At 41.3% G+C, this 16,079-nt stretch carries 14 protein-coding genes and 1 pseudogene; 6 read left to right on the top strand and 9 right to left on the bottom strand.

What is annotated here, in order from left to right:
• Window positions 1–402 precede the first annotated feature (402 nt).
• Entirely contained in the window at window positions 403–1,902 is a 1,500-nt protein-coding gene (locus L655_RS0104010; protein WP_024604175.1) for a DUF3360 family protein, read from the top strand.
• Between the two features lie 94 nt (window positions 1,903–1,996).
• On the opposite strand, the gene L655_RS0104005 is transcribed toward L655_RS0104010, so the two are convergent.
• The 6 genes and pseudogenes from L655_RS0104005 to fabR all read right to left on the bottom strand — a co-directional run bounded on the left by L655_RS0104005 (window position 1,997) and on the right by fabR (window position 8,548).
• Window positions 1,997–2,746 carry an NYN domain-containing protein gene (locus L655_RS0104005; protein WP_024604174.1) on the bottom strand — a complete coding sequence of 250 codons (750 nt, stop codon included), beginning with the start codon at window positions 2,744–2,746 and terminating at the stop codon, window positions 1,997–1,999.
• Between the two features lie 127 nt (window positions 2,747–2,873).
• The gene (leuD, locus tag L655_RS0104000) at window positions 2,874–3,473 is read right to left on the bottom strand and encodes a 3-isopropylmalate dehydratase small subunit (RefSeq protein WP_024604173.1); all 600 of its coding nucleotides are present in this window, start codon (window positions 3,471–3,473) and stop codon (window positions 2,874–2,876) included.
• Between the two features lie 39 nt (window positions 3,474–3,512).
• Window positions 3,513–4,832, bottom strand: a pseudogene (leuC, locus tag L655_RS01000000125025) (3-isopropylmalate dehydratase large subunit); the annotation flags it as partial.
• Window positions 4,833–4,892: 60 nt separating this feature from the next.
• Window positions 4,893–5,969: a 3-isopropylmalate dehydrogenase gene (gene leuB / locus L655_RS0103990; protein ID WP_002961092.1), complete on the bottom strand. Its 1,077-nt coding sequence runs from the start codon at window positions 5,967–5,969 to the stop codon at window positions 4,893–4,895.
• Window positions 5,966–7,519 carry a 2-isopropylmalate synthase gene (leuA, locus tag L655_RS0103985; protein ID WP_024604171.1) on the bottom strand — a complete coding sequence of 518 codons (1,554 nt, stop codon included), beginning with the start codon at window positions 7,517–7,519 and terminating at the stop codon, window positions 5,966–5,968. The genes leuB and leuA overlap by 4 nt, the downstream gene beginning before the upstream one ends.
• 405 nt (window positions 7,520–7,924) lie before the next feature.
• Window positions 7,925–8,548: an HTH-type transcriptional repressor FabR gene (gene fabR, locus L655_RS0103980; RefSeq protein WP_002961087.1), complete on the bottom strand. Its 624-nt coding sequence runs from the start codon at window positions 8,546–8,548 to the stop codon at window positions 7,925–7,927.
• A 126-nt stretch (window positions 8,549–8,674) separates the two neighbouring features.
• On the opposite strand from fabR, the gene L655_RS0103975 reads away from it, so the two are divergent.
• Window positions 8,675–9,808 carry a fatty acid desaturase gene (locus L655_RS0103975; RefSeq protein WP_024604170.1) on the top strand — a complete coding sequence of 378 codons (1,134 nt, stop codon included), beginning with the start codon at window positions 8,675–8,677 and terminating at the stop codon, window positions 9,806–9,808.
• A gap of 13 nt (window positions 9,809–9,821) precedes the next feature.
• Entirely contained in the window at window positions 9,822–11,252 is a 1,431-nt protein-coding gene (gene sthA, locus L655_RS0103970; RefSeq protein ID WP_024604169.1) for a Si-specific NAD(P)(+) transhydrogenase, read from the top strand.
• A gap of 107 nt (window positions 11,253–11,359) precedes the next feature.
• On the opposite strand, the gene hemE is transcribed toward sthA, so the two are convergent.
• A complete protein-coding gene (hemE, locus tag L655_RS0103965; protein ID WP_002961084.1) occupies window positions 11,360–12,424 on the bottom strand; it encodes a uroporphyrinogen decarboxylase in 1,065 nt (354 codons plus the stop codon).
• 530 nt (window positions 12,425–12,954) lie between these two features.
• On the opposite strand from hemE, the gene L655_RS0103960 reads away from it, so the two are divergent.
• Window positions 12,955–13,425 carry an Rsd/AlgQ family anti-sigma factor gene (locus tag L655_RS0103960; protein ID WP_024604168.1) on the top strand — a complete coding sequence of 157 codons (471 nt, stop codon included), beginning with the start codon at window positions 12,955–12,957 and terminating at the stop codon, window positions 13,423–13,425.
• Between the two features lie 65 nt (window positions 13,426–13,490).
• Here L655_RS0103960 and fkpA read toward each other — a convergent pair whose 3' ends face one another.
• The gene (fkpA, locus tag L655_RS0103955; RefSeq protein ID WP_004335950.1) at window positions 13,491–14,237 is read right to left on the bottom strand and encodes an FKBP-type peptidyl-prolyl cis-trans isomerase; all 747 of its coding nucleotides are present in this window, start codon (window positions 14,235–14,237) and stop codon (window positions 13,491–13,493) included.
• A 215-nt stretch (window positions 14,238–14,452) separates the two neighbouring features.
• On the opposite strand from fkpA, the gene L655_RS0103950 reads away from it, so the two are divergent.
• Together L655_RS0103950 and L655_RS0103945 are read left to right on the top strand one after the other, a co-directional pair.
• Window positions 14,453–15,451: a hypothetical protein gene (locus L655_RS0103950; RefSeq protein ID WP_024604167.1), complete on the top strand. Its 999-nt coding sequence runs from the start codon at window positions 14,453–14,455 to the stop codon at window positions 15,449–15,451.
• A complete protein-coding gene (locus tag L655_RS0103945; RefSeq protein WP_004335946.1) occupies window positions 15,438–15,653 on the top strand; it encodes a SlyX family protein in 216 nt (71 codons plus the stop codon). The genes L655_RS0103950 and L655_RS0103945 overlap by 14 nt, the downstream gene beginning before the upstream one ends.
• Window positions 15,654–15,767: 114 nt before the next feature.
• Here the strand turns inward: L655_RS0103945 and L655_RS0103940 are convergent.
• A partial coding sequence (locus L655_RS0103940) for a group II intron maturase-specific domain-containing protein (RefSeq protein ID WP_024605253.1) occupies window positions 15,768–16,079 on the bottom strand: 312 nt, incomplete at its 5' end.

The following is a 16,079-nucleotide window of genomic DNA, read 5'->3' as shown; positions in this document are numbered from 1 at the left end:
GGGCTAGACGATGATTACCGCTCAACCCTGCTAGAGTCTGGGATTAAAATGCGCTAGCCGTGCTCCTGCAAGCAAATAGCTTGAAATAAAACGGCTTTCACAGCCACTAAGACTAAAGGATAATAACCTGCCGTTAACACTATACTATTAAGTAAATAGTGCTCCGCCTCCTTAATAACACACTCAAGATTATGATTTGTAACAACTTTTAATCACCTTCTGTAATTTCATAATTTTTAGTGTAAAGCAGTTTTTTAAATTAACTGTATTAAAAACAACCATGCACGACCTTTTGCCTATACATAGCACCCTAAAAGCTGATCTACCCTGCATGTTCAATATTCATTTGCTTTAACAAAAGCCGTATTTATTTGATTAAGCAACAATGTTGCAGGAGAACGCATGCAAACTACACCACCCGGTGATGCACCATCAAACACGCACAAGAATGCTCCAAGCTACGAGCAGCTTCACAAACCGAGTTCAGAGTTTAATACTCGCGACGAGTATCTCGAACATGAATTACAGATTATGCAGCCTAAACGCTGGCGTCCTAATTTACCGTTTAGAGATTACCGATTTGAATTTGAAGACACCATTCCTGCAATGGCGGGCACTATTGGTAAAGTCGTTATGGTGGGGGCTATTGCAGCAACGTTTGCAGCGCCTCTTGGTTTAAGCGATGCCTTTGTTTTAGAAAACGTGCGCTACGAATTACTCATTGTTTCTATTTTTATCATCTTATTCTCAGGCTTTATTTTACCAACAGCCAACTTGGCTGGTACTCACGGCCCGCTTATTCCGTTAATTCCTATTGTTGTTGCTGCTGGCGGTCACCCTATGGCGTTTGGCTTACTCATTGGTGCCTTTGGCTTTATTTTAGCCATAACCAAGGGAGGAAGTATGCTCGCGCGTCTAACCAGTAAAGGTGTGTGTGGCGGGCTACTCATTTATTTAGGTTTTATTGGTACTATTTCGCAGGTTAAAAAGCTGTTTGCCTGGGCTGAAGCCATTGATATGGCACATATTGCGTTTATTGTTATTTTAGCCACCATTTTATTGTATGCGCTATTAGAGCACTTTAAAAAGCGTTGGTTAGCCGTACCGTTAAGCTGCCTTATTGGTGGTGTGGTTGCCTTTGCTTTAGGTGCACCGTTTGAGTTTCATACTGCACCGGGTTTACCAAATATGAACCCAGCTTACTGGTGGGGCGAAAACACAGGTTGGATGCTAGGTTTACCAACGCTTGAAAGCTTTGTTGTTGTACTCCCATTTGCAGTGCTCGCCGTTGCCATGTGGTCACCTGATTTTTTAGGTCATCAAGTATTTCAAAAAATAAGCTATCCGCAACGTACTGAAAAAGTACAAATGAATATCGACGACACCATGCTGAGCGCATCGGTTAGACAAACATTTGGCTCACTTGCCGGTGGTGCTAACTTTACCTCATCGTGGGGAACCTACATTGTACCTGCCGCTATTGCTAAGCGCCCTATTCCGGCTGGCGCCATTTTAACAGCCGTATTTTGTATTATTGCTGGTTTATGGGGTTACCCTATGGATTTAGCCATTTGGCAACCTGTGCTTTGTGTAGCGCTTATTGTAGGTGTGTTTATTCCGCTACTTGAAGCTGGCATGGAAATGACGCGCGAAGGCAAAACAACGCAATCAGCCGCTATTGTGGTGTTTGCCTCAACCTTGGTTAACCCGGCTTTTGGTTGGTCGCTTACTATGTTACTTGATAACTTAGGGCTTATTGGCTGTAAAGAGCGCAGCGCTGAGTTAACTAAAATGAGCCGCTGGGTGATTCCACTTATTATGTTTGTGTTACTTACCACTGTAATGGCAATTGTAGGCATGTTACCTGGTATACCGGCGTTAATGGCTGACTTTAGGCATTAACCTTTAGCTACCACATCTAATATTTACCCACAAAAAGCACGGCAATTGCCGTGCTTTTTTGATATTTATTTAACTCGCTTCGATTAGAAGAATGTCAATCACCAACACCCCACCATTCTGGTATAGGGTTTGGTTGAACACTAAAAAGTTCAGATAACTTTTTCACAATATCAAAAGATTTTTTACCATCGATGTGCTTTTCAAGACCTTTTGCTACAGTGCCGAATAGCGGATCAAGAACAACATCTACACCATGAGTACGAGCTAACTTTGCAGCCGGAACGAAGTCAGCATCAGAAGCTATTAGAACCATAGTATCTACAAACTGGCTAAGGGTAAGGGTCGTTATATCTATACCTATACGCGTATCTACGCCTTTTTGTTGAAAATCAGGATGGAAATCCTCAGGCGTGAGTTCGTCAATACGCTTATCCCCTTTTAGCAAACTTTTTTGAGCGTATTCGTTGAGAATCCAACGCTTAGTAGCAGCAAGCTCACCCATTCGCAAAGCAACTTTTCTCGTTTTCGAAAGTTGCTGGTGAAGGTCTAGCTGTCGAATAGTTCTAGGATCTGTCTTAAAGTTCTTCGTTCTTGCCCCTCCTTTATCTCCCGGTCGTACAACCGGTTCGCGTAACTGCTCAGTAAAAGGAGGTGCGTCGTAGTAATAAATACGATAGAGAATATCTTTTTTCAAATGGACTTGATGTTGGTCTATGATGTGCAACATTATGGAAACCATATGTTCAGGTAAGACTTTCTGAGCCCCAACGTATTTCCGGCTAAAGAACTCTACCCGCCTTACAAAGAACCCTCCGTCTACAAAAACTGCAATTTTATTATCCATTTATATGCTCACAAAAACGCAAAAAGCCCGGGACTGCTGATATCCGCTAAAAATATGGATATGAGCTGTGCCGAGCCGATGCATCAAATTTACTGTATGCTGACGATCATGTCAAATATATTTAGCGTTACTGCCAAGAACGCTCAGTAGCCAGTTGTTTTTCAAACGCATCAATTTGTGGGTTTAGTGTTTCGGTTACACCAATAAAATCAAGGCCACTTAATAAGCGCTCTTTTACGTCTTTACGAATATCAAAACTAATTGGCGCAAACTTACTGCTTGTTAATGTTTGATTTTCAAGGTCGATTTCAATGTTAATATCGTCGTGCTGCTCGCTAAGTACAAACAATTGCTCAAGCGTGTCGGCAGGTAACGCAATGGCTAACATTTGGTTATTACCACAGTTATTAAAGAAAATATCTGCAAAGCTTTCAGCTAAAATAACTTCAAAACCATATTGCTTAAGTGCCCATGGCGCGTGCTCGCGAGATGAGCCACAACCAAAGTTGTCGCGCGTTAATAATATTTGTGCGCCTTGGTAGCATGGGCGATTTAAAATAAAGTCAGGGTTTGGCTCACCGTTATCTAGGTAACGCCAATCATAAAACAAGGCAGCATCAAAACCTTCGCGGCTAGTTGATGTTAAAAACTGCTTAGGAATAATTTGGTCAGTATCTACATTGTTTTTATCAAGTGGAGCCATTAAGCCACTAAAAAATACGCTCATTATGCTTCTCCTCTAATATCAACAAAGTGACCATGTATNCCCGCCACGACCTTGGCGACCTTCAAAATTACGATTAGAAGTAGATGCACAACGCTTGCCTGCTTCTAGGCGGTCATCGTTCATCGCTAAACACATAGAACAACCTGGTTCGCGCCATTCAAAACCTGCGGCTTTAAAAATATCGGCTAAGCCTTCGTCTTCAGCTTGTTTTTTAACTAAGCCAGAGCCCGGTACAATTAACGCCTCTATGCCGGCTACAACTTGCTTGCCTTCAACAATTTTTGCCGCAGCACGTAAATCTTCAATACGGCTATTAGTGCATGAGCCAATAAATACCGTGTCTACTTTTGCGCTTGATAATTTATCGCCCGCTTTTAAGCCCATGTATTTAAGTGCGCTGCGAATGGCATCGGCTTTAATTAAATCTGGCTCTTTATCTGGATCGGGTATGCACTCATCAACACCAATTACTTGCTCTGGGCTTGTGCCCCAGGTAATTTGTGGTTGAATGTCGTCAGCATTTAGCTCAACAACTAAATCAAAGTGTGCGCCTTCGTCTGTTTTTAAGGTTTCCCAATATTCAACGGCTGCATCAAAATCTGCGCCTTTAGGTGCAAACGGACGACCTTTTAAATAATCATAAGTAATTTGGTCAGATGCAATTAAACCCGCTTTTGCACCCATTTCTATGCTCATATTACATAGCGTCATACGGGCTTCCATTGAAAGCGCTTCAATGCCTGCACCACAAAACTCTGCTACATAGCCTGTGCCACCAGCAGTACCTAACTTGCCAATTACCGCCATAATTAAATCTTTAGCCGTAACTGTTGGACGCAATACACCGTTTATTTGAATTTTTAACGATTTCGCCTTTTTTTGCTGTAGCGTTTGCGTTGCTAATACGTGCTCAACCTCAGACGTACCAATACCATGCGCTAATGCGCCAAACGCACCATGCGTAGAAGTATGGCTATCGCCACATACAATGGTTGTGCCTGGCAAAGTAATACCTTGCTCTGGGCCCATTACGTGCACAATGCCTTGGTTAATTGAGTTTAAATCGTAAAGTACAATACCAAACTCTTTACAGTTTTTATCAAGCGCCATTAATTGGTTTTTAGATACTTCGCTTGCGGCATCAAGTGATCGGCTCTTAGTCGATACGTTATGATCCATCGTTGCAAAGGTTTTTTCTGGGCAACGTACAGTACGGTTTTTTTCACGTAGACCTGCAAAAGCCTGCGGAGAAGTAACTTCATGCACTAAATGGCGGTCAATATAAAGTAAGTCGGTTTGCTCGTTTATGCTGGCAACGGTATGTGCTTGCCAAATTTTGTCGTATAACGTTTGGGCCACTTGCTAATTCCCTAATCTGTTTGAGTTGCAGCATAACGGTGCTGCAACTTTAATATGTTATTAAATGCGTGAAACGATAGCGGCTGCAACATCGCTTGTGCTGTAACCGGCATTTGGATATATATCTGGCGTGCCTACACCGGCTTCTACAGCTTCTGCTACTGCTTTTTCAATGGTGCGCGCAGCTTCGTCTTGCCCTAGCGAGTAACGTAGCATTAATGCGGCACTTAAAATTTGTGCTATTGGGTTTGCAACGCCTTTACCTGCAATATCTGGTGCTGAACCGCCTGCTGGCTCGTACAATCCAAAACCCGATTGATTCAAGCTTGCCGAAGGTAATAAGCCCATTGAGCCTGTGATCATCGCGCACTCATCTGACAAAATATCGCCAAATAAGTTATCGCAAAGTAGTACGTCAAACTGGCTAGGCTGTTTAACTAACTGCATAGCGGCGTTATCTACGTAAATGTAATCTAGGCTTACTTCTGGGTAGTCTTTGCTTACTTCGGTGACTACTTCGCGCCATAATACGCTTGATGCTAATACATTGGCTTTATCAACAGAGGTAACATGGTTACTACGTAGTTTTGCAGCTTCAAAAGCAAAGCGTGCAATACGTTCAATTTCTTTACGTGAGTATGTTTGCGTATCAAAAGCAGCTTCTTCAGCGCCTTCGCCGCTACGGCCTTTTTCGCCAAAATAAATGCCGCCGGTTAGCTCGCGCACACATAAAATATCAAAACCTTTTTCGCTAATATCAGCGCGAAGTGGTGACGCTGCACTTAATGCAGGTAATAACTGTGCAGGGCGCAGGTTACAAAACAAACCAAAGTGCTTACGAAGCGGCAATAACGATGCGCGCTCAGGCTGCTCGTTTGGTGGTAGGTTTTCCCATTTAGGACCGCCTACCGAACCAAATAAAATAGCGTCAGCGTTTTCACACGCTGCAAGTGTGCTCTCTGGTAATGCTTTACCAAATTCATCAATTGCTGCGCCACCAATTGCATAATGCTCACGGTTCAGGGTAAAACCAAACTTATTGCTCACAGCATCAAGTACTTGTTCTGCTGCTGCCATCACTTCTGGGCCAATACCGTCGCCAGCTAATACGGCAACGCTGTAGTTTGTTTTACTCATCCTGCTTTCCTTTGTTGTTTTAAATCAGACACTTTTTGTGCACGATAAATTAAGTTATAAACACGGATCATGGCGCGTACCGACGCTTCAACCACATCCGCTGCAATGCCCGCTCCGTGATAAGGTCGGCCATCGTATTTAGCTATAATATTTACTTGGCCTAATGAGCTTGCACCTTGACCTGTCGCTTCTAAGTTATATTCAATCATTTCAACGCTCATACCGGTTAAGCGCTCAATAGCTGCAAACGAGGCTTCTACTGGACCATTACCTGTCGCGGCTTCTTGTTTAGCTTCGCCATCAATTCGCATTCCAATGGTAGAGCTTGCTACCGATTGTGAGTTAGAGGCTGAGTTAACAAATTCTAATTGGTATTTTTCGTCTTTGTCGTTAATTTGATTAAAGTAAATCATCGCCTCAAGGTCGTAATCGTATACGGTGCCTTTTTGGTCAGCCAATTCAATAAAGCTTTTGTATAAGCTGTCCATATCGTAATCAGATTTTTGATAGCCTAACTCTTCTAAGCGATGTTCAATAACATGGCGACCCGAACGCGAAGTCATATTTAATTGGTTACTTGGCACACCAACGCTTTCTGGCGACATAATCTCATAAGTATTTTGCGCTTTTAATACACCGTCTTGGTGAATGCCAGAACTATGCGCAAAGGCGTTTTCGCCAACAATCGCTTTATTTGGTTGTACTGGCATATTACAAATTTTAGCCACTTGGCGAGATGCGCGGTAAATTTCTTCACTTTTAATATCTGTGTATACTTTTAAATGGTCTTTGCGCATTTTCATGATCATCGCCACTTCTTCAAGCGAGCAGTTACCAGCCCGCTCACCAATGCCATTAATAGTACACTCAATTTGGCGTGCACCGGCTTGCACTGCAGCCACCGAGTTTGCTACTGCTAAACCTAAATCGTTGTGGCAATGCACACTTAAACGCGCTTTATCAATATTTGGCACGTTATTCATTAAATGACGGATCATTGCGGCGTACTCATCTGGCGTTACAAAACCAACGGTATCTGGCAAGTTAATAGTTGAAGCTCCGGCGTTAATTGCCTGCTCAACAATTTTACATAAATCCCAATGCGGGGTACGACCGGCATCTTCACAAGAAAATTCAACATCATCAGTGTAGTTACGTGCCAATTTAATTGATTTAACAGCCATTGCCGTTGCATCGTCTAGGCTCATACGTAATTTATGTTCAAGGTGCAAAGGGCTTGTAGCAATAAAAGTATGAATACGGCTTTGTTGTGCTGTGCGAAGTGCTTCGCCACAGGCTTCAATGTCTTTGGCAACAGAGCGTGCTAAACCACAAATAATCGGACCTTTTACCTCGGTTGCAATACGTTGCACCGAGCGAAAATCAGCAGGGCTCGAAACCGGAAAACCCACTTCCATCACATCCACATTCAAGCGGCTAATTGTATGTGCTAATTGAATTTTATCATCTTCAGTAAGGCTTGCTTTAAGCGCCTGTTCGCCATCACGTAAGGTGGTATCAAAAATCCATACTTTATCTTGCTCTTGCATAACTGCCCCTCATTCCTATGTTACCCAAATTTCAATTAATCCCAGCCGCGAGATAAAAAAAACCCCGCAATTGCGGGGTTTTTAGTGTTCAACTCGATGCAAACACACTAATCCCCGCTCACTGACCATAGCAGTAAGAGGTTAAGTTTTAGTGTAATTAAACGAATAATATGCATCTTGTTTTCTTGTGTGTGTGTTCAGTGAAGCCTATTTTTAACATTACAAAGCGATGGAAGCAAGCATAAAAATTCCACAAAACAGATTTAAAAATGATTCAATTGGGTTTTTTAATTCAAACAAGGCACCCATTGAGAATTAAAATAACAAATACATGACTAGTGACGCTTAAATTAATAAGCACTGCAATATACCGTGCTTATATTAACTTTTTGCAATTTTTTTAAGCTATGCTTCTTTACTCGTTTCTCTTACGTAATGCCCGGCTCCACGAGTAATATAACGCAGCTGCCAAATAACGCGCTCAATCAATTCGTCGCGTTGCAACCCTTCTATATCGAGCGCTTCTGCACCCGCATTAAATACGAGCGTTACCATAGATTCCGCCTGAATATAGGCATGCATAGCATTACATTTAGTTTCACTTTCTAAATAATGAGCCAGCTCTAAAATAAAATGTTTTACCTCGCGCGCTACTGCGGCTCTAAATGCTTTAGAAGTCCCGGAGCGTTCTCGCAGCAACAACCTAAATTGGTTACTTGAGTTATCAATAAACTCCATAAAAGTAACCACTGAGGTATTTATAACACTGCCGCCATCGTTTGCTATTCGTCTGCGTGCTTGACGCATTAGTTGACGAAGGGTTAAGCCTGCTTCGTCAACCATGGTTAAACCTAGCTCATCCATGTCTTTAAAATGACGATAAAAAGACGTTGGGGCAATACCGGCTTCTCGTGCTACTTCGCGTAAACTTAAATTCGAAAAACTATGATCAGCACTCAGCTGATTAAATGCCGCTTGAATTAACGCCTGTCGTGTTTTTTGTTTCTGTTGCGCTCTAACACCCGACATCAACAGCTCCCTGAATTATTTTATATGAATATTTAGTGATATTAGCTCAATTGTACAGTCTAATACTTGACGATGAGAGTTTGAAATACTATTTTAGCTTACAGTTGTACGCTGAGATTGAGAATTATGAATAAACCACCGATTATTTGGACAAACGTCCTATTTTTTAGCCTAACCTTTTTGGCGGCTGCCACACTTGTACCTTGGTACGCCATTAGCTACGGATTTACCAGCGCGCATTGGATTGCTTTTGTTGGCTGCATGTTTTATGCAGGCTTATCAATTACTGCTGGCTACCATCGATTATGGGCACATAAAACCTATAACGCACACCCTGCTGTTGAATTTATTTTTGCGCTTGGCGGTGCTTTTGCACTACAAAACAGTGCTTTGCATTGGAGTAGCGATCACCGTATACATCACGGTCAAGTTGACGACCCAATAAAAGACCCTTACGCGGCTACCAATGGTTTTTGGTATAGCCATATCGGCTGGATGTTACGTGACTACCAAGGCGATAGCTACGGTGATTATAGTAATTGTCGTGATTTACAACGAAATAAAGTCGTTATGTGGCAACATAAGCACTACTTAAAACTAGTTATTGCTATGAACGTAGGTTTGCCTCTTGCGCTTGGTTTATTAGTTGGTGATGTGTGGGGTATGTTAATTCTTGCAGGTTTACTACGCTTAGTACTGAGTCAACACTTTACCTTTTTTATAAATTCGGTTGCACATATTTGGGGCTCTCGCCCATACACCGAAAAAAATACGGCTCGCGATAACGGCTTTTTAGCGTTATTTACATACGGTGAGGGGTATCACAACTTCCACCATATTTTTGCAAGCGACTACCGTAACGGTATTAAATGGTTTCATTACGACCCAACAAAATGGATGATCCGCTCTTTAGCAGCTGTTGGTTTAGCTAATAAATTGAAGCGTACACCTGTTGAACGTATCGAAAAAGCAAAGGCTGAAACGCTAATGAGCAAAACGCAAACGCGTCTTGCAAAATTGCCTTTAGCACAAGATAAGATTACATTATTACAACAAGAGTACGATTTACTGCTGAAAAAACTGCAAAATTATTGTTCACTACAAAAACAAGTGTTAGAAGTTAAAAAAAATAACATGGCAAAGCAGTGTGAACGCTCAGCATTAATGGCACAATACCATGAGTTGGAAGCCGCCTGGGAAAATCAAAAACAGGCATGGCTAGCACTTAATGCGAGGTTATTAAAAGCCTCTTTTAATTAATTTAGGAGTGGCTGTGGCCAAACAACCAGAACAAAAAAAAGTACCCGTGACATACCAATATGATGCAATAATTATTGGCACGGGACCTGGCGGTGAAGGTACCGCCATGAACCTTTCAAAAAACGATAAAAAAGTAGCGGTTATTGAACGCCAAGAATCAGTTGGTGGCGGTTGTGTACATTGGGGAACAATTCCTTCAAAAGCGCTTCGCCACTCTGTTAGCCGCTATATTGAATACAAAGCAAATCCGTTATTCAATGTTGGTGAGCGCCCTAGCCGCTTAACATTTCCTGATATTTTACGTCACGCAAGTTCTGTTATTTCTAAGCAATCTAATTTACGTAGTAGCTTTTACGATCGTAACCGCATTCATATGTTTCAAGGTGATGCGAGCTTTGTAGATAAGCACACAATTGAAGTAAAAAGAAATGATGGTTCAACTGAGCGACTGACTGCTAAAACGATCGTTATATCAACGGGTTCACGCCCTTATCGCCCACCAGAGGTAGATTTTACGCATTCTCGTATTTACGAAAGTGACACAATACTTGGCCTTGAGCATGACCCTCATCGTGTACTGATTTATGGTGCAGGTGTAATTGGTTGTGAGTACGCGTCAATATTTAAAGGTTTAGGCGCTAAAGTTGATTTAGTTAATACACGCGACCGACTACTTGCTTTTATGGATGCTGAAATATCTGACGCACTTAGCTATCACTTTTGGAACAGCGGTATTGTTATTCGTCATAACGAAGAGTTTGACCGAATCGAGACGCGTGACGACTGCGTTATAATGCATTTAAAATCAGGTAAACGCGTAAAAGCTGACTGTATTTTATTTGCTAATGGTCGTACTGGTAACACTGATACACTAAATCTTGAAGCCATTGGCTTAAAAGCCGATAGCCGTGGCCAATTAAAAGTTAACGAAACATACCAAACAGAAATTGATAACGTTTACGCTGTAGGTGATGTAATAGGCTATCCAAGCCTTGCAAGTGCTGCGTTTGACCAAGGTCGTATAGCTGCTGATGCAATTGCATGTGGTAACTGCGATGACAGGCTGATTGTTGATATTCCGGCCGGTATTTATACCATCCCAGAAATGAGCTCAGTAGGTAAAACCGAGCAAGAGCTTACAGCTGCTAAAGTACCGTATGAAGTTGGCCGTGCTCAGTTTAAGCATTTGGCTCGCGCGCAAATTGCTGGTACTGAAGTAGGTAGTTTAAAAATATTATTCCACACCGAAACCAAAGAAGTACTTGGCGTACATTGTTTTGGCGAACGTGCCTCTGAAATTGTTCACATTGGCCAAGCTATTATGGAACAAAAAAATGGTGGCAATAATATCGACTACTTTGTAAATACCACATTTAACTACCCAACCATGGCTGAAGCCTACCGTGTTGCGGCATTAAATGGCTTAAATCGCTTATTTAAATAACCGCTTAAATAAGTAGTTTTAAAAGCCTTTATAAATAGGTAACAAAAAACCCGCAACTTAGCGGGTTTTTTACTTTTAAACAGTTTTAAAGCTTGTTTAAGTGACTATTACTTATGGTACTTAGCACTTAGCTCATGTACTGCATTAATGAATACGCCAGCATTTTCAGGGTCTACATCTGGTGTAATACCGTGGCCTAAGTTAAACACGTGGCCATTGCCTGTACCAAAGTCTTCTAAAATAGTGCCTACTTCTTGGCGAATACGCTCTGGTGTACCGTGTAACATAGATGGGTCCATATTACCTTGTAGAGCTACTTTATCACCCACGCGGCGCTTAGCGTCGCTGATATTAATAGTCCAATCAAGACCGATTGCATCACAGCCTGTTGCTGCAATAGCTTCAATCCATTGACCACCATTTTTAGTGAACAAAGTAACCGGTACTTTACGACCATCGTATTCACGAATTAAGCCATCTACAATTTTATGCATGTATTGTAGTGAAAATTCGTTGTAATCGCGCGGGCTTAATACACCGCCCCATGAGTCAAATACCATTAGCGATTGCGCGCCAGCTTTAATTTGAGCATTTAAGTAATCAATAACTGAATCAGCTAACTTATCGAGTAATAAATGAAGTGTTTGCGGCTCTGCAAACGCCATTTTTTTGATTTTACCAAATACTTTGCTGCTACCGCCTTCAACCATATAAGTTGCTAGCGTCCAAGGTGAACCAGAAAAACCAATAAGCGGTACTTCGCCTTTAAGCTCACGACGGATAGTGCTTACTGCGTTCATTACGTAGCCAAGCTCGTCTGTAGGGTCTAACTTTGGAATTTTTTTAACATCAGCAAGAGATGAAATAGGACGTTCGAACTTAGGGCCTTCGCCAGTTTCAAAGTAAAGACCTAAACCCATCGCATCTGGAATCGTTAAAATATCACTAAATAATATAGCGGCATCTAACGGGTAGCGACGTAATGGCTGCAGTGTAACTTCACATGCAAGCTCAGCATTACGGCACAGGCTCATAAAATCGCCCGCTTGTGCACGTGTAGCGCGATACTCTGGTAAATAGCGTCCTGCTTGGCGCATCATCCATACCGGAGTTACATCAACAGGTTGTTTTGCAAGTGCACGTAAATAACGGTCGTTTTTTAATTCGCTCATGGCGTAAATGATCCTAAGACTTGTATAAATTGTGCAAGATTGTACCACCATATTCTCCGACCCTCTATTGCTTAGGGACGAAAACAGCTTTACCTAGAGGTAGATCAATAGAATGGAGTTTTTTAATCCCTTTTGACTATAAAACAAACAAAAATAAATAACATTTAAAACTTTTCATTAATACGTTTGCAACATTACAAAAACCTTGTTATTGTTTGTCCCGCGTTAACAAAAACAATAATAAAAATCTTAAAACAATAAAAATAAATGTTTTAAAATAATAACAATAAAAATCATCTCATAAAAATAAGAAAGCTTGTTATAACAAGTCACTGAAAGAAATTAGACCACCGTAACTGGTGGTTTTTTCTTGCCTAAAATAAAATCTCTCGCCTTAGATTATATAAAAAGGTACACCCCTCAAAGTAGCTCAACTTTACTTGTTGATATACGCGCAAATTAAATATATCTTGATGTACATAAACTTATTATATTCTAATTGAAAGACCAACCCAGCTAGGAGAACAGTTATGCTGACGCGTGTAGAAAAAGCTCAACAAAAATGGGGTGGTAGCCACACAGTAATTGATAAATGGCTAAACGAACGCCAAGAACTTATTGTACTTTACTGCAAAATTGCAGGCTTTACGCCGTACGAGAAGCAAGATCAAGCATTGCCAGAGCCAAAACTAATTGAATCATTTTGCCAGCTTTTAATGGATTACCTATCTGCAGGCCATTTTGAAGTATATGACGATATAGCAAAAGCATGCGAAAAAAAGGGCTTACAAAGCCAAGAGCTTGCAAACTCTATTTACCCGCGTATTTCTAGCACAACCGATGTGGCGTTAGATTTTAATGATAAGTACGCAGAAGTAGACAAAGAAGACTTATTAAAAGACTTTGATAATGACTTATCTGTTATTGGTGAGACATTAGAAGCACGTTTTGCACTTGAAGATGAGCTTATTGATAACTTGTTTTCTAATCACACGAATTAATACGTTACTTACACGTATTAAAAAAGGGACCTAGGGTCCCTTTTTGCATTTACACAATAAGCTTATTACTGTGCTGGTGCTTCTTCATTTTGAATTTCAAGTAATTCAACTTCAAATACAAGTGTTGAATTAGCTGGAATCTTACCTAAGTCACGGTCGCCGTAAGCAAGTTCTGAAGGTATAGTGAACTTGTACTTAGAACCCACTGACATAAGTTGTAAACCTTCAGTCCAACCCGCAATTACGCGGTTAAGAGGGAAAGTTGTCGGTTCGTTACGTGCATATGAGCTATCAAACTCAGTACCGTCTAATAAAGTCCCTTTGTAGTGTACTTTAACTACATCAGTTGCCACTGGCTTTTCGCCATCGCCTTCGCTAAGTACTTCGTACTGTAGACCCGACTCAGTTACTGTAACGCCTTCTTTTTTAGCGTTGTCAGCTAGGTATTTAGCGCCTGCTTCTTTACTTTTTTCAGACTCTACTTTAGCTTTTTCTTCTTGCTTAGTACGTACTGATGTATCTAGTGCAGTTAATACTTCGCGAATTTTTTCTTCGTCAATTTTTGCATTGCCAGCAAGCGCATCTTCAAAACCACGAATTAAAAGTGCTTGGTCTAGTTCAATACCAATTTCTGTTTTGTCTGCTAGGTCTTTATTTAAAAAGTTACCTACAGATGCACCAATACCGTATGCTTGTTGCTGTTCTACAGTGTCTAATTTAACTTCAGCTTGTTCTTTTTTTGCTTCTTGATTACAAGCTGTAAGCGCTAAAACTGACGCTGCAATCAATGACAATCTAATTGTCTTTTTCATTTTAAATCTCCGACATACTTTGCAGTTGTCATTTTAATGTATTATTACTAGTGAAAGATTAACGGCCCACATGATAGGCTGCTTGTTTAATGACTAAATTCCATATTGTTAGCTAAACTAAAAACATATCCAGTGATTAGACAAACAACCTAGGCATTTAACGCGTCCTAGTCTAACCTCTCAGTCACTAAGAGTTAAGGGGAAATACCTGTAATATGTCGATATTTCGTACTTTTTTAATCGTATTTAGCTGTTTTTTAGCCATCGCCTGTACCGATAAAAAACAACACGCTGTAGCAAGTTACGAACATGCTGCACAAGGTGCGTTTTCATCAACAGTTTCAAACGATGGTAAATACAGTTTGATCTCCTCTATCAACCATGGGGTCGCCCTGTGGGATAATCAACAGCAGGTGCTAAAATACCAATGGTTTCAGCAGCAGTCACAAGACAGCCTAGTGTACGCTGTTGCCATTGCTTTTGATAACAGCGTGGCTGTTACCGCCGAAAAAACCACGTTTGCTGTGTGGGATATAGCCACAGGCAAAAATCAAGGTTATTACAAAATACAGAAAGCCAGTATTCGCGATATTGCTATTAGCAATCAAGGCCGTAGTGTTTTATACGGCCGTAGCGACGGCGTTGTCGTATTTGTAAACCTAGAAACTGGGCGTCGTATTGAGTTTTTAGGTCATCAAGATAAAGTTAACACCGTTGACCTGTCACCTAACGGACGCTTTGCCTTAAGTGGTTCTAACGATTATGTTGCTTACTTTTGGGATACACGTACCGGACAAGTAATTCATCGTTTTAATCACCCAACGCGTGTTACCCAAGTAACGCTCGATCCACAAGGTCGCTATGCGTTTACGGCCGATAGTATGGCACAAGCAAATGTATGGAAGCTGACTACAGGTGATCTTGTGAGTAAACTGAAGTATATTGCGCGTCAGAAAATTTTTACTGCTGTGCGTTTTAACGAACAAGGCACTTTGCTTGCAACCGGCTCGCCAAATAAGCGTGTAGATTTGTGGCAAATACCAAGCGGTGAAAAAATTCAAACTTGGCAGGTTACCCCGCGCGAAGGCAGTAAGCCTAAATCGGCGGTGGTGCTAGATGTGACATTTACAGATAACGGTAAGTCGTTGTTAACCGAAAGCTCCAGCGGGATCGCAGAGCGATTTATTATACGAGAGAATAATGAACACAATTGAACATCGCTTAATGGAACTTGAAGCCAAAGTGGCTTTTCAAGACGAAACGATTGAAGTCTTAAATGATGAAATAAAAGTGCACCAACAGCTGTTAGCAAAAATGAAACGCCAAACCGAGCTGCTAGCAGAAAAAATTAAAGAGTCGCAGTCATCATCATCTATGATGTCTGAAGTACCTGAGCCGCCTCCACCGCATTACTAAAATCGGTAAAAATTAGGCAATATCGAGTAGGGTGAGGCTTATGCCTCATCCCTCTCACAGAACCGTACGTACGGACCTCGTATACGGCTCCTGTACCCTTCACATTTTATCAACTTATTTCCTAAACGCTGATAAAGCAAGCCATCCCGTATTCACTTTTTCTATTGGATATAAACCAAGCTCCTCAAACCATTGGTTTGGCATCGATACACAAGATAAAGGGCTTAGTGAGTTACGCCACGAGTTCATCTTTATGAACTTAAACGGTGGCTTTTTCCCTAACTGCTTTAGTCGTCGATGTAGCCTTGATGGCTTCTTCCACAACCTCAGCTGTATTGCCCTTAGTCTTCGTCTGATCCAACCTGCCAAGGCTTTTAGCTCTCGCTTACAATTGGCTATACTAAAATAATTTACAAAACCGCGCAC

Source organism: Pseudoalteromonas sp. TAE79, assembly GCF_000498015.1.
Classification (GTDB): Bacteria; Pseudomonadota; Gammaproteobacteria; order Enterobacterales; family Alteromonadaceae; genus Pseudoalteromonas.
Note: the sequence above shows the minus strand (reverse complement) of the source record. Positions and strands in the feature narration are given on the sequence as shown.

Coding starts and splice junctions, on each gene's coding strand:
- L655_RS0104010 (WP_024604175.1), top strand. CDS start 403: ATGCAAACTACACCACCCGGTGATGCACCATCAAACACGCACAAGAAT.
- L655_RS0104005 (WP_024604174.1), bottom strand. CDS start 2,746: ATGGATAATAAAATTGCAGTTTTTGTAGACGGAGGGTTCTTTGTAAGG.
- leuD (WP_024604173.1), bottom strand. CDS start 3,473: ATGAGCGTATTTTTTAGTGGCTTAATGGCTCCACTTGATAAAAACAAT.
- leuB (WP_002961092.1), bottom strand. CDS start 5,969: ATGAGTAAAACAAACTACAGCGTTGCCGTATTAGCTGGCGACGGTATT.
- leuA (WP_024604171.1), bottom strand. CDS start 7,519: ATGCAAGAGCAAGATAAAGTATGGATTTTTGATACCACCTTACGTGAT.
- fabR (WP_002961087.1), bottom strand. CDS start 8,548: ATGTCGGGTGTTAGAGCGCAACAGAAACAAAAAACACGACAGGCGTTA.
- L655_RS0103975 (WP_024604170.1), top strand. CDS start 8,675: ATGAATAAACCACCGATTATTTGGACAAACGTCCTATTTTTTAGCCTA.
- hemE (WP_002961084.1), bottom strand. CDS start 12,424: ATGAGCGAATTAAAAAACGACCGTTATTTACGTGCACTTGCAAAACAA.
- L655_RS0103960 (WP_024604168.1), top strand. CDS start 12,955: ATGCTGACGCGTGTAGAAAAAGCTCAACAAAAATGGGGTGGTAGCCAC.
- fkpA (WP_004335950.1), bottom strand. CDS start 14,237: ATGAAAAAGACAATTAGATTGTCATTGATTGCAGCGTCAGTTTTAGCG.
- L655_RS0103950 (WP_024604167.1), top strand. CDS start 14,453: ATGTCGATATTTCGTACTTTTTTAATCGTATTTAGCTGTTTTTTAGCC.
- L655_RS0103945 (WP_004335946.1), top strand. CDS start 15,438: ATGAACACAATTGAACATCGCTTAATGGAACTTGAAGCCAAAGTGGCT.